The sequence below is a fragment of the Arthrobacter sp. NPDC058127 genome (genome assembly GCF_042884555.1).
Classification (GTDB): domain Bacteria; phylum Actinomycetota; class Actinomycetes; order Actinomycetales; family Micrococcaceae; genus Arthrobacter.
Genome location: NZ_JBHVTT010000006.1, coordinates 98,595 through 112,025, shown reverse-complemented (window position 1 = coordinate 112,025; position 13,431 = coordinate 98,595). Strand labels below are relative to the sequence as shown.

At 66.5% G+C, this 13,431-nt stretch carries 9 protein-coding genes; 7 read left to right on the top strand and 2 right to left on the bottom strand.

Annotated features, from left to right (window positions below; genetic code table 11):
• Nucleotides 1-80: 80 nt before the first annotated feature.
• A complete protein-coding gene (locus ACFVTG_RS11155) occupies nucleotides 81-1,337 on the top strand; it encodes an allantoate amidohydrolase (protein WP_390280375.1) in 1,257 nt (418 codons plus the stop codon).
• A 29-nt stretch (nucleotides 1,338-1,366) separates the two neighbouring features.
• Nucleotides 1,367-1,996, top strand: a complete 630-nt coding sequence (locus ACFVTG_RS11150; RefSeq protein WP_284755540.1) for an XRE family transcriptional regulator — start codon at nucleotides 1,367-1,369, stop codon at nucleotides 1,994-1,996.
• Nucleotides 1,997-2,185: 189 nt separating this feature from the next.
• On the opposite strand, the gene ACFVTG_RS11145 is transcribed toward ACFVTG_RS11150, so the two are convergent.
• Nucleotides 2,186-3,322, bottom strand: a complete 1,137-nt coding sequence (locus tag ACFVTG_RS11145; RefSeq protein ID WP_390280373.1) for an ABC transporter substrate-binding protein — start codon at nucleotides 3,320-3,322, stop codon at nucleotides 2,186-2,188.
• A 336-nt stretch (nucleotides 3,323-3,658) separates the two neighbouring features.
• The gene (locus tag ACFVTG_RS11140; RefSeq protein ID WP_284752604.1) at nucleotides 3,659-4,342 is read right to left on the bottom strand and encodes a helix-turn-helix domain-containing protein; all 684 of its coding nucleotides are present in this window, start codon (nucleotides 4,340-4,342) and stop codon (nucleotides 3,659-3,661) included.
• Between the two features lie 240 nt (nucleotides 4,343-4,582).
• On the opposite strand from ACFVTG_RS11140, the gene ACFVTG_RS11135 reads away from it, so the two are divergent.
• Genes ACFVTG_RS11135 through atzF form a run of 5 tightly spaced genes read left to right on the top strand, consistent with a single transcriptional unit; the run spans nucleotide 4,583 to nucleotide 13,351 of the window.
• Nucleotides 4,583-6,097 (top strand): amino acid permease, encoded by a 1,515-nt coding sequence (locus ACFVTG_RS11135; protein ID WP_390280371.1) that lies wholly within the window; start codon nucleotides 4,583-4,585, stop codon nucleotides 6,095-6,097.
• 42 nt (nucleotides 6,098-6,139) lie between these two features.
• The gene (locus ACFVTG_RS11130) at nucleotides 6,140-7,027 is read left to right on the top strand and encodes an urea amidolyase associated protein UAAP1 (RefSeq protein ID WP_390280369.1); all 888 of its coding nucleotides are present in this window, start codon (nucleotides 6,140-6,142) and stop codon (nucleotides 7,025-7,027) included.
• On the top strand, nucleotides 7,024-7,713 hold the full coding sequence (locus tag ACFVTG_RS11125; RefSeq protein WP_390280367.1) for an urea amidolyase associated protein UAAP2: 690 nt from the start codon (nucleotides 7,024-7,026) through the stop codon (nucleotides 7,711-7,713). Before ACFVTG_RS11130 ends, ACFVTG_RS11125 begins: the two co-directional genes overlap by 4 nt.
• A complete protein-coding gene (gene uca, locus ACFVTG_RS11120; protein ID WP_390280365.1) occupies nucleotides 7,710-11,408 on the top strand; it encodes an urea carboxylase in 3,699 nt (1,232 codons plus the stop codon). The genes ACFVTG_RS11125 and uca overlap by 4 nt, the downstream gene beginning before the upstream one ends.
• Nucleotides 11,405-13,351: an allophanate hydrolase gene (gene atzF, locus ACFVTG_RS11115; RefSeq protein ID WP_390280363.1), complete on the top strand. Its 1,947-nt coding sequence runs from the start codon at nucleotides 11,405-11,407 to the stop codon at nucleotides 13,349-13,351. The genes uca and atzF overlap by 4 nt, the downstream gene beginning before the upstream one ends.
• The last annotated feature ends 80 nt before the right edge of the window (nucleotides 13,352-13,431 follow it).

Sequence of the window (13,431 nt, the reverse complement as noted above, 5' to 3'; positions counted from 1 at the left end):
CGATCGGCACCAGCTAAGCGGTTCAGCGCCGACTAATCCCTGAAAGCCAGACGACACACCCACAGAAACGGACCCAGCCAATGACCCCTTCGGTGACCAAACCGGCAACAGATACCGTAACCGGCCTCATGCGGGACATCTCCCGCGTCGGGATGGACCCGCACCGCGGCGGCTACTCCCGGCCCGTCTTCTCCCACGCGGAAACCGAGTTGCGAAGCTGGTTCATCGAGCAGGCGAACCGACGAGGCTTGGAGGTCACCACCGACAACAACGGGATCATCTGGGCCTGGTGGGACACCGCCACCGGCATTCGCAAGGACGCCGTTGTCACCGGCAGCCACCTCGACTCCGTTCCCGGCGGCGGCGAGTACGACGGCCCCTTGGGTGTCGCCTCGGCACTGGCCGCCGTCGACATCCTCAAGGCCCGCGGCGTCCGGCCGCGCCGGCCCCTGGCGATCGCGGTGTTCCCGGAAGAGGAAGGATCCCGCTTCGGCGTCGCCTGCCTGGGCTCCCGGCTCCTCACCGGAGCCCTGGACCCGGACAAAGCCCGCAAGCTCAAAGACGCCGAGGGCAATACCTACGCCGAGGTGGCTGCGGCCAATGGACAAGACCCCCGGAACATCGGTGCAGACCCCAAAACCCTCCAGCAACTGGGCCTGTTCGTTGAACTCCACGTCGAACAGGGGAGGGGACTGGTCGACCTGGGCAAACCGGTGGCGATCGGATCCTCCATCCTGGGCCACGGGCGGTGGAAGCTCTCCGTGCACGGTCAGGGCAACCACGCCGGAACCACCCTCATGAAAGACCGGAAAGACCCGATGATCGCCGCAGCCAAAATCATGATCGGCATCCGGGACACGGCCAGGAACTACAGGGACGCCCGCGCGACCGTGGGCCGCCTGCAGCCGGTCCCCGGAGGCACCAACGTCATCGCCTCCGGGGTCGACATGTGGATCGACGTCCGCCACCCCAGGGACGAAGTCACCGCCGCCCTCGTCGAATCCATCCACCTCAACGCCCAGGTCATCGCCGCCGAAGAAAACTGCACTGTCACCTTCGGCACTGAATCGCTCAGCCCCACAGTCCACTTCGACACCGGCCTGCGGGACCAGCTCCAGGCCCTGCTCCCCGGTGCGCCGGTCCTGGATACCGGGGCCGGCCACGACGCTGGAGTGCTCGCAACCCACATCCCCACCGCCATGCTGTTCGTCAGGAACCCCAGCGGCATCTCGCATTCCCCCGAGGAACTGGTCGAGGACGCGGACGCTGAAGCAGGGGCCTCGGCTTTGGCAGATATTCTGGCAGGTCTGTTGGGCGAGGCGCGGGTGCTCGGTTAAGGACGGCAGTAGCCACCTATGATGGCTGAATGATGAATAGTCTTGGCGAAGAAATAGGCGCGACCAACCGGACCGCGACCGAAGAAGCGGCCGGTAAGCTTGAGCGGATCATCGCTGGCCAAGTCCGCCACTACCGGAACGCAGAGGGGCTTTCGTCGGCCGAACTCGCAGCCCGGACTGGGTTGTCCAAAGCGATGATTTCAAAAATCGAGACCGCCAGCACGTCTTGTTCGCTGACCACCCTGCAAAGACTTGCCGATGGACTTAAGATTCCTGTCACAGCACTTTTCAGGGGCGCTGACACTGACCGGGACGCGACGTTTACAAAGGACGGCCAAGGCAGCCTGACTGTCCGCAGCGGAACACAGCACGGGCATGAGTACCGTGTTCTGGGCACCCTCAAGGGCCGCACGGACGCGCTAGAGCCGACCCTGGTGACTCTCACGGATGCCTCGGATGTCTTCCCACTGTTCCAGCACCCAGGAACTGAATTCATCTACATACTCTCGGGAAAGATGATTTACGGTCACGGTGCGTACGAATACACAATGGAACCCGGGGATTCACTTCTTCTGGACGGCGAAGGACCTCATGGCCCCCTGGAACTGTTGGACCTGCCCATCAGGTTCCTCGCCATAGCAGCGAGGCAGGCGCACTAGTAACAGCTCACTCCGGACCTGGTCGTGGTCGTAGCGTTCCTGAGAGCAAAGGAAGGCACCCAACTGTCCCCACCGCCTCCCTGGCCTCGCAAGCGAGGCCAGGGAACCCTGGCGGCGTGGGCCCTGCAGTTGTTGTCGTTATGAGGCCTCAAAACGACAACTATTGCGAGCCAGTTGGGACTTGGCGGGCTATTCCTGCCCGAGACCGGCTGCGGAGGTCTTCTGCCCGGTCACGCTGTTGAGGGCGCGGAGGTCGAAGATGCCGTTGATGTCGGCCGGTTTGGTGATGCCCGCGTCGACCCCGTCCTGGAGGAGCTTCTTGTAGGTTCCCGCGAGCGGGTCCACGGTGAAGGTGATGTTCTTCAGGGAGCGGTCGATCACGTCGGCCGGCAGGGTGCTGCCCGCTGTCGCCTTCAGTGCGGCGTTGATCGCGGCGGCCTTGTCCGCGGCCGAGGCGGTGTTGAGCCAGTTGACGGAGGCTTCGTGGCCCTGGAGCAGGGCGGTCACGGTCTGCGGGTGGTCGGCGGCGAACTTCTTGCTCACGATCAGGATCGTGGTGGGGAACTGTCCCTTGTCCCACAGGTCCTTCTCGTCCACGAGGACCTTCCCGCCGGCCTGGAGCACCAGGCGCGAGGCCCACGGCTCGGGCAGCCACGCGCCGTCGAGCTTTCCGTCCTGGAAGAGCTTGAGGGTCTGGGCGTTGTCCGTCGGGTTGATCGCGACGTCGCCCCCGCCGTTCGGGTTGGTCTTCAGGCCCTGCTTGCCCAGCCAGGCCCGCAGCGCCACGTCCTGGGTGCCGCCGAGCTGCGGCGAGGCGAGGGTCTTGCCCTTGAGGTCCGCCGCGGTGTTGATGCCGGGCTTGACCACCAGCTGCGCTCCGCCGGAGGCCGCGCCGGCGATGATGCTGATGGAGGCGCCCTTGCTCTGGACGAAGGAGTTGATGGCCGGGTTCGGGCCAAGGTACGCGGCGTCGATCGCGCCGGCGTTCAGGGCCTCGATCGCGGCCGGTCCGGCGTTGAAGATCTGGGTGCTCAGCTTGGTGCCGCCCAGCTTGCCCGCGATGATGCCCTTGCTCACGCCCACCAGCGCGGGGGCGTGGGTGACGTTGCCGAAGTAGCCGAGCCGGAGCTCCGCGGCGGGCGACGTCGTTGAGGCCGCGGCCTGGGTTTCGTTGTTCTTCGCGACGACCGATGCGACGGCGGCGCCGGCACCGATCAGCAGGACGAGCCCGACGGCGATGCCGATCTCGAGCGTGCGGCGGCGCTTGGGCTTGCTGCTCTCGCCCGCGACGATGCGCGTGGTCGAGTTGTCATGAGGTGATGACACGGAAGTATTCCTTCAGGGTTGGGGAGGCCTGCACTGTGGTCCAGGCCTGGGAACGGAGAGTTGTTGGGGGTGAAGAGGATGATCCGCGAGGCCCCTTCGGACGCCGTGGATGGATTGAGATTACGGACGCCCGCTGCATGCGGACAACGGGACATGACACCAGCGGTAATTGGGAGACGCGCAGATTAATTTCCCGACGCACAGCGTCATGAGAGGACTAAAACCTTCATCTCACGGTTCGCAGGGCGGGCAGATCGCAGCTGGCCAAATAGTTTTGCGGAAAGCGGATTCCCTGCTCATTTCGAGGCTGGAATTCCAGGCCCTGAGATGGCGGACCTACCCGAATTCGCGGATCAGCCCCGCGCTTATGTCCCGTACTTCATCCAGGTCTGCAGCCATCCCGGCAAGCACAATGCCCGCGTCTGCCGTCTGCAGGGCTGAATCGGCGCCTACCAAACCATCGGCACGCAGGTTGATCAGGGATTCGACCAAGCGGAAGAGGAGGTCGCCAATCGATGCCGCGCCATGCTGGTCCTCTTCCGGGGTGAGTTCCTCAACGGCTTGCCCCAGCTCCCGGTACAACTGCCGGAGTCGCTGCCTGTCATCCATGAAGCGCTGGAACCTCGGCGCGCGGGCTTCTGGTAGATGGTAGAGGACACCGAGGTTCCAGCGGGCGCTGCATAACTGGCTTCCGTCGTAAAGTGCCACGGCGTGCAGGCGTGCGGCCGCGGCGCGCGAACTGGGCGGCGGCGGGCTGGCATGTAGGGCGTTCGCGAAGGCCAGCCCTCCTGCCACTGTGCCGTCAAGGAGCTCCGCCAGCATTTCGTCCTTGGTGGCGAAATGGTGGTAGAGCGACGATTGGCGGATTCCAACAGCGTCCGCGATGGCCCTGGTGGAGGTGTTTGCAAAGCCCTGGCTGGTGAACAACTCGGCCGCCGCATCGAGGATTTCGTCCCGAGCGGTGGCACCTGGGCGAACTGGCTGCTGTTTGCGGGGTCTGCCCGGTCCGGCTGAGGTCACCCCACATTCTTACATCGCCTGAGGTGCCGACGTGCCCGATTCCGACGCCGTCCGGCAGTCCAGCCTTCCGGTGAGGATATGTTCATAAGCCTGAAATGCGCCGTCATCCACCTTTTACATTGGCGAAACGGAAACGGGACATCCCGCTGGAAAACTATCAATTGACCGGTATTACGGAATGCTGTCAGAGACTACCGCTTCCGAGGTCACCCTCCCCCCGTTCCAGACACGGAGAAACCGATGACTTCCACCCTTTCGACGGCGGCCTCCCACGCCGACGATGCAGACCTGACGTCGCTCGGCTATCAGCCGACGTTGCATCGCAAACTAGGCCGATACGCTTCCTTCGCTGCAGGCTTTTCGTTCGTCTCCATCCTGACCACCATTTTTCAGTTGTTCGGTTTCGGGTACTCCTTTGCCGGGCCGGCCTTCTTCTGGACCTGGCCGATCGTTCTGCTCGGCCAGCTGCTGGTGGCGTTGAACTTCGCCGAACTGGCTGCGCGGTACCCGATTTCCGGTGCCGTCTACCAGTGGTCGCGGCGAGTCGGCGGAGAAACGGTTGGCTGGTTCGCCGGCTGGTTCATGTCCATCGCCCAAGTGATCACCGCGGCCGCGGCCGCGATCGCCCTTCAGGTGGTCCTGCCCCAGCTTTGGGACGGATTTCAGCTCGTCGGCGGCGACCCCGCGTTGAATACAGTCACCGGGGCGAGCAATGCGGTCATTCTCGGGGCTGTGCTGCTGGTCGCAACCACGGCCATCAACGCTGTCGGCGTGAAGCTCATGTCCCACATCAATTCGATCGGCGTCACTTGCGAACTGGTCGGCGTCGCCGCCGTGATCCTGGCGCTTGTTTCCGTGGCGCAGCGCGGCCCCGACGTCGTCCAGGACACGCAGATCGTCAGCGGTTCGGACCTCGGCCCGGTGGGCGCGTTCCTCGTTTCCGGCCTGATGGCCGCCTACGTGATGGTCGGGTTCGATTCCGCGGGCGAACTGTCCGAGGAGACCAAGAACCCGCGGCGCACAACGCCTCGCACCATCATTTCCGCCCTGCTGATCTCCGGACTCGGCGGCGGGCTGATGATCATCGGTGCCCTCATGGCGGCCCCGAGCCTCGATGACGGCAACTTGGCCAGCCAAGGCCTGCCCTACGTGCTGACCGCCGTCCTCGGGACCTTCTGGGGCAAGATCCTGTTGGTCGACGTCGCGATCGCCATCTTCGTCTGCACCCTCGCCATCCAGACTGCCGGCTCGCGCCTGGTCTTCTCCATGGCCCGCGACCGCCAGCTCCCCGCGGCGGAAGCACTGTCCTCCGTCAGCCCGCGCAGCGGCACCCCGCTGTGGCCTTCAGTCATCGTGGGCCTGCTCGCGATCGCCGTACTGGCCATCAACATCGGCAATCCGGCGCTGTTCACGTCCCTGTGCAGCGTCTGCATCGTGATGCTCTACCTCGCCTACTTGCTGGTCACGGTGCCGCTGCTGATCAACCGGCTGCGCGGAGACTGGGTCCGCACGGGCAAGACGATGCCCGAAGGGCTGTTCTCGCTCGGACGTTGGGGGCTTCCGGTCAACATGCTCGCAGTCCTCTACGGCGCCCTGATGGTGGTGAACCTCGCCTGGCCCCGGCCCGAGGTCTATGACCCCGCTGGCGACAACGGACTACTGCTGTTCTCCGCTCCGCTGATAGTGGGCGCCGTGCTGCTCCTGGGCATCTGGGTGCGGAAGCGGAAGGCAGCTGACCTCACACGGGCCGACTGACGCCGACACGAAAACGAAACCGCCACGCAGAAACGAACTGACATGACGCACACTCTTGAAACCACTGAAACGGCCGTTGGGACGGCGACGACAGCAGGCGCCCGCGCCCATGCACGCTCACAGCACGCCAGAACTGCCAACACCATGATCCACGTGCCCGCCGTATCGGCTCCGGAACGGCTCACGGCCCGGCTGGACGCCCGGGCTCGCGAAGCCGTCACGTGGGCCGAATCGCTGGCCTTCGGTCGTTACACGCACATCGAACTAGCGCGAGGGACGCGGATCCGTCTGACCGACACGGACGGCGACGCCTGCGTCCACGCGGTTCTCTTCCGCGGCGGCTCCCACCACGAGCGCATCAACGTCGCGGATACCGTCAAGGTCCCGTGGCAGGCTTACCTCGGGCAAGGCCATCCGTTGCTTTCCGACGCCGGCCGACTGATGGCCACCGTCGTCGCCGACTCCTCGGGGCGCCACGACGCCCTCACCGGTACCACAAACCGGGCCGGCAACGAGGCCAAGTACGGTGCCGGCAGCGCACACAGCGCGTCACCGGCCGGCCGCGAGTTGCTGACCCTTGGCGCACTCAAGCACGGGATCAGCCAGCGCGAGCTACCGCCGTCGGTGTCCTTCTTCAAGGGCATCACGGTCGACCCCGGCGGCGGCATCCGTTTCGACGGCAGTGCCGGTGCGGGGACCGGCGTCGAACTCCTGCTCCACATGGACCTGGTGCTGGTCCTCGCCAACACCGCCCATCCCCTCGACCCCCGCCCGACCTTCACGGGCAGTGCAGTGGACATCGTCGCCTGGCAGGCGCCGCAGGACCTGTGGGCACTCGCCGCGGGAGAACTTGGGCTAAAACCGGGCCCCGAGCAGCTTCTGGCGCTGCAGAACACCGAACACGACCACAAAGCGAGGACCTCCGCATGACCGCCGCCACTGCCACAGCTCCCCAGCCAGACGTCCACTGCCAGCCAGGCGTCCAGTCCGCTGCGCTGGTGTCCGGACGCGTCATCCTTGACGAATACGTTGAAGCCCGAGGCCCTTGGTCGGCCGTGGTCGCAGCGGGGGATGTCCTGACCATCGTGGACCTCGAGGGCAACCAGGCCGTGGATTGCCTTCTCTACTCGGCGACCGACGTCGCCATTCGCTATTCTGCCGCCGTCACCATTGCCGCCCAGCAGTCCATCATTCTGACCACGGGGTCCGTCCTCCGCTCGGACGATGGCGACGCCCTGATGACCGTGGAGGCTGACGAGGTGGGTGTCCACGACACCATCGGCGGAGCGTGCTCGCAGGAATCAAATACACTGCGCTACGGCCAGCACACCCATGAACAGCATGCTTGCGTGGAGAACTTCCTGATCGAGGGGTCCAAATGGGGACTGGGAAAGCCGGACATCGTCTCCAACATCAACTGGTTCATGAATGTGCCGGTCGATCCCGACGGTGCCCTCGGCATCGTGGATGGGCTCTCCGCTCCCGGTAAGCGCGTGGCGCTCCGGGCCGAAACCGACGTGCTGGTCCTGGTTTCAAACTGCCCCCAGATCAACAACCCCTGCAACGGCTTCAAACCGACGCCCGTGCGCATGATCGTCACCCGCCCGGAGGCATGACAGTGAACCGTTTTGATACCCTCCTTGTCGCCAACCGCGGCGAGATCGCCTGCCGGATCATCGAGTCCGCCCGAAAGCTCGGGCTGCGGACCGTCGCGGTATTCTCCGAGGCGGACCGCGGCGCGAAGCATGTTCGCCTCGCAGACGAAGCCGTGCTGCTCGGACCGGCGCCGGCCAAGGAGTCCTACCTCCGGGTCGACGCCATCCTGGCGGCCGCCGCCTCCACCGGCGCCGGCGCCATCCACCCCGGTTACGGTTTCCTCTCCGAAGATGCCGGGTTCGCCGGGGCCGTGGAAGCCGCCGGGCTGGTGTTCGTCGGTCCGACCCCCGAACAACTGCGGATCTTCGGCACCAAGCACACCGCCAGGGACGCGGCGCAGCGAGCGAGCGTGCCCATGATTGCCGGTTCCGGCCTGCTTGAAGACCTCAACGCCGCCATCGGAGCCGCCGGGGAGATCGGGTTCCCCCTGATGCTGAAGGCTACCGGCGGCGGCGGCGGTATCGGCATGGCCGTATGCCGGAACGAAGCAGAACTGACTGAAAGCTACGCCCGCGTGGCCCGCCTCGCGAGCTCCAGTTTCGGCACCGCGGGAGTGTTCGCCGAGCGCTACATCGAACACGCCCGCCACGTTGAGGTGCAGATCTTCGGCGACGGCGAAGGCCGGGTCGTAAGCCTCGGAGATCGCGACTGTTCCCTGCAGCGCCGGCACCAGAAGGTGCTCGAAGAAGCCCCTGCGCCGGACCTGCCGGCAGCGCTCCGGGAAGAGCTCCACCGCAGTTCCCGTGCATTGTGTGCCTCGGTGGGCTACCGCTCGGCTGGGACCGTTGAGTACGTTTACGATCCCGTCCGGAAGGAGGCCTCCTTCCTTGAAGTCAACGCCCGGCTACAAGTGGAGCACCCGGTGACCGAGGCGATCACCGGCGTTGACCTCGTAGAGTGGATGCTCAACCTGGCCCAAGCACGGCCTGTCCTCGCGGGTGTCCCGGAAAGCGTTCCGGTGACGGGCCACGCGGTCGAGGCCCGTATTTACGCCGAGGACCCTGCCCGCAACTTCCAGCCCAGTGCGGGTACCGTCACCAACGCGCAGTACCCGAGCACCGACGTCGTGCGGGTGGACGCGTGGGTGGAGACCGGCAGCGAGGTGTCCACCAACTACGACCCCTTGCTCGGCAAACTCATCACCTTCGGCGACAGCCGGGATGCCGCGCTTGACGCCCTCTCAGATGCTCTCGCTCAGACCCGCATCGACGGCATCGAGACCAATCTGGGCATGTTGCGCGCAGTAACCGGACTCGACGCGGTTCGGGCCGCGAACCATTCCACAGGAACCCTGGACACCGTGGGCGATCCCGAACCCCGCATCACCGTGGAACGCCCGGGCCTCCAGACGAGCGTTCAGGACTGGCCGGGCAGAACCGGACTCTGGAAGGTCGGGGTGCCGCCCAGCGGCCCGATGGATGATCTCTCCTTCCGCTTGGGGAACAAGGCCCTGGGCAATCCGGAGGGTGCCCCGGGCCTGGAATTCACCATGGCCGGGCCCGCTCTGCGGTTCACCCACGCCACTACCGTGTGCGTGACCGGGGCCGACGTGAGCCTCACCCTCAACGGCGAATCTGTCCCAGCCTGGGAACCCATCACGGTCCCCGCGGGCGGCCTGCTGGACATCGGTTCCGCCGATGCGGCCGGGTTGCGCGGCTATGTCCTGTTCCAAGGCGGGCTCGATGTCCCGCACTACCTCGGCAGTGCCTCCACGTTTACCCTTGGTCAGTTCGGCGGCCACGGCGGCCGCGTGCTCCGCGCCGGTGACGTGCTGCGTTCGGCTGGCGGGCCATCGGACAACCTCCCTTCGTGGCCGGTTCCCGTCGAGAGCCGCCCCGCCCTGACGTCCCACTGGGAACTGAGGGTGGTCGAAGGTCCACACGGCGCCCCGGAGTTCTTCAAGCGCGAGGACATCGACGAACTCTTCGCGACGGACTACAAGGTGCATTTCAACTCGGCACGGACAGGTGTGCGGCTGATCGGCCCCAAGCCGCGTTGGGCACGTACCGACGGCGGTGAGGCAGGGCTTCACCCCTCCAACATCCACGACACCCCCTACTCCGTGGGCGCCCTGGACTTCACCGGCGACACCCCCATCCTGCTCGGCCCTGATGGCCCGAGCCTCGGCGGTTTCGTCTGCCCGGTCACGGTGGTGAGCGGAGAACGCTGGAAGCTCGGCCAGCTGCGTCCGGGCGATAAAGTCCGCTTCGTGCCGGTGACGGACTCCCAGGCTCCGTCGGCGAAGGACCTTGGCCCGGGGCGGCAGCTGATCCTGCCGGGCGGTGCCGGCACCGGCACAAACGGCCTAGCCGCCGTCGTGAGAGCCCGGACGCCAAAGGGCGACGGCGACGACGGCGTGCTGCGTCGCGTGGCGGGAAGCGAGGGACGGCCCGCGGTCACGTACCGGCGGTCCGGGGACGACAATCTTCTGGTGGAGTTTGGCGACATGGTGCTGGACCTCGGCCTGCGCGCGCGGGTCCATGCCCTGCACCAGCACATCGAGCAGGCCCGCATCCCCGGAGTGGTGGACCTTGCGCCCGGGATCCGCTCACTGCAGATCAAGGTGGACCCATCGATCCTTCCCACCCGGCTGCTGCTGGGCCTCGTCCAGGAGATCGAGGCCGCGCTGCCGGCCAGTTCCGAGCTCGTGGTGCCGAGCCGCACCGTCAGCTTGCCTCTGTCCTGGGATGACCCCGCCACGCGCGAGGCGATCGAACGCTACATGACCGGTGTCCGGGACGACGCTCCATGGTGCCCGTGGAACATCGAGTTCATTCGCCGCATCAACGGCCTGGATTCGGTGAATGACGTTTTCGACACCGTCTTCAACGCCGAATACCTCGTGCTCGGCCTAGGCGACGTGTATCTCGGCGCGCCCGTGGCCACGCCGCTTGACCCGCGGCACAGGCTGGTTACCACCAAATACAACCCGGCCAGGACCTGGACGCCGGAGAACGCGGTGGGCATCGGCGGGGCCTACATGTGCATCTATGGCATGGAAGGCCCCGGAGGCTACCAGTTCGTCGGCCGCACCACCCAGGTATGGTCCCGCTACGCCGACTCCGCACCCTTCGAACCCGGATCACCGTGGCTGCTGCGCTTCTTCGACCGCATCTCCTGGTACCCCGTCAGCCCCGAAGAGCTGCTGGACCTGCGCGCCGACATGGCCGCCGGCCGCGGCCGGGGTGTCGAGATCGAGGACGGCACCTTCTCCCTTGCCGAACACGAGGCGTTCCTCGCGCAGAACTGCGAATCGATCGGCGTCTTCAGGGAGCGGCAGGCGGCGGCATTCGCGATCGAGCGGCGGGCCTGGGAGAACGCCGGCGAGTTTGATCGCGCGGAAGCCGTAGCCTCCGTCGCCGTTCCCGATCCCGGGGAAGTAGTGGTGCCCGACGGCGGAACACTCGTTACGGCGCCGTTCGCCGCCAGCGTCTGGAAGGTGGACGTCGCCCCCGGAGACCGCGTGACCCAAGGACAGCCGCTGGTTTCCCTTGAGGCCATGAAGATGGAAACCGTCTTGTCAGCTCCGTGCGACGGGGTGGTCCACCAAGTGCTGCCGACCGCGGGCTCCCAAGTGGTGGCCGGTGAGGCCATCGTGGTGCTCGTGGGCGCGGATGAACTGAGCGAACCTGAACTGGAAGAGGCAGCAGCATGACCACCCAGGAGACAAAGATCGGTGCAGCCACGGCCGCCAAACGCGTCAAGCACGCGTTGGCCGCCATTGACGACGTGGACCGGCCCGAGATCTGGATTGAAATCCGCGGAGAAAAAGAGTTGCTGGCCGAAGCGGCCCGCATTGACGCCGCGGTGGCATCCGGCTCCGAACTGCCGCTGGCTGGGCTCCTGCTGGCGGTCAAAAACAACGTGGACGTTGCCGGCCTCACAACGACGGCGGCGTGCCCGGGGTTCGGTTATGTGCCGACGGAGGACGCGGTAGCCGTGGCGCGGTTGCGCGATGCGGGCGCCCTGGTGCTCGGCGTGACAAACCTTGACCAGTTCGCCACGGGCCTGGTGGGCACGCGGAGCCCCTACGGTCCAGTCCGGGATTCACGCCGGCCTGACCGGATCTCCGGGGGATCCAGCTCGGGTTCGGCTGTGGCTGTGGCGTTGGGACTCGTGGACATCGCCATCGGTACGGACACGGCCGGCTCCGGCCGTGTCCCGGCAGGACTACAGGGAATCGTCGGTATCAAACCCACCCTCAACGTGGTCTCCACCGCCGGCATAGTCCCGGCCTGCCAATCCTGGGACACGGCCACCATCCTCGCCCGGGACCTGGAGACCGCCGAACTCGCGATGGGCGTCATGGCCGGGCAGAGCCGGACGTGGCCCACAGACATCCGCTTGGCCGCTCCCTCGAAGCCGCGTGTCGCCTATCCGGCGGACCTCCCGGCCTTGGATCGCGCCTGGGCTGTGGAGTTCGGGGTCCAGATCGAGCGTCTGCGCGCTACCGGCGTGGATGCGGAGCCGATCGAATTCGATGTCTTCCTGCAGGCGGCACGGTTGCTATACGACGGCGCGCTGGTTGCCGAGCGCTATGCCGCCGTCGGGAGTTTCATCGACGGCGCACTTTCCGGTGGAGCTGACTCCGGCGTCGGGCTGGATCCGACCGTGGCGGACATCGTCAGTGCGGCCGGCCGCGTTCCCGCCCACCAGTATGTGGCGGACACCGGGGCGCTGGAGGAACTGAAGCGCGAGGCGATGTCCCGGTTTGAAGGCTTTGACGCCCTCATCGTGCCGACAGCGCCGTTCCATCCGACGCTGGCAGAGGTCGCGGCGGATCCGTTGGGCGTGAATTCCCGCATGGGCACGTACACGAACTTCTGTAACCTGTTCGATCTGTGCGCCGTAGCTGTTCCGGCCGGCATTGTGGTGGACAGCGACGGAACCGACGACGGCGGGGCGCCGGGGGCATCGCAGTTCGGCCTGACGGTGGTCGGCCGGACCTTCGACGACGCCGTCGTGGCCGACATCGCGCGGCGCGTCGAGTACACCCCGGCGAGGCCAGGGGTTTTCGCGACCGGCGCCGCGCCGGCCCCGGCCTCCTCGCGGCGGGTGCCGTGGCCCGCAGCGGCGGGGGCCGCCGTCGTGCCCTTGGTGGTGGTGGGCGCCCACCGGAAGGGCCAGCCGTTGGTCCCGGAATTGGAACGGCTTGGCGCTTTCTGGGACGGTCCCGTCAGGACAGCGCCCCGGTACCGGATGGTCTCGCTGGACACCCGGCCGCCCAAACCTGGCGTGGTCCGCTCCGACGACGGCGCCGAACTCGCCGCTGAGCGATGGTTGCTCTCCCAGGCGGCCCTGGGCTCCTTCCTCTCGGAGCTGCCCGAACCCATGCTGTTGGGATCCGTGCTGCTGAGTGACGGTTCAAGCGCAGTGGGCTTCGCGTGCGACGCGGTCGCGGCGTCCCGGGGCGAGGACATTACGCACTTTGGAGACTGGCTCGCCGCCCAGACCGCCCAGGCGGCCCAGACCGCCGAGTCCGGCTCCAAGGTGGAGGCCGACGGTACGGCAGAGGTGGAACGGGAACCGGCCTGGAAGGGCGTTTGGCGCGAGGTCGGCAAAGCGCTCGTCAGGGGGCTGCAGCGGGGGAGAGCCTAGGAAGAAGGCGAGCCTCCGCCAACATGCCCGGGCGTGTCTGTCGGGCTCGGAGTCCGTTCCGGCAGCGGAGCAGGGCTGGG

What these genes read in the sequence shown, in the direction of transcription:
- ACFVTG_RS11155 (WP_390280375.1), top strand. Translation starts at nt 81, where the DNA reads ATGACCCCTTCGGTGACCAAACCGGCAACAGATACCGTAACCGGCCTC.
- ACFVTG_RS11130 (WP_390280369.1), top strand. Translation starts at nt 6,140, where the DNA reads ATGACGCACACTCTTGAAACCACTGAAACGGCCGTTGGGACGGCGACG.
- ACFVTG_RS11125 (WP_390280367.1), top strand. Translation starts at nt 7,024, where the DNA reads ATGACCGCCGCCACTGCCACAGCTCCCCAGCCAGACGTCCACTGCCAG.
- atzF (WP_390280363.1), top strand. Translation starts at nt 11,405, where the DNA reads ATGACCACCCAGGAGACAAAGATCGGTGCAGCCACGGCCGCCAAACGC.
- ACFVTG_RS11150 (WP_284755540.1), top strand. Translation starts at nt 1,367, where the DNA reads ATGATGAATAGTCTTGGCGAAGAAATAGGCGCGACCAACCGGACCGCG.
- uca (WP_390280365.1), top strand. Translation starts at nt 7,710, where the DNA reads ATGACAGTGAACCGTTTTGATACCCTCCTTGTCGCCAACCGCGGCGAG.
- ACFVTG_RS11135 (WP_390280371.1), top strand. Translation starts at nt 4,583, where the DNA reads ATGACTTCCACCCTTTCGACGGCGGCCTCCCACGCCGACGATGCAGAC.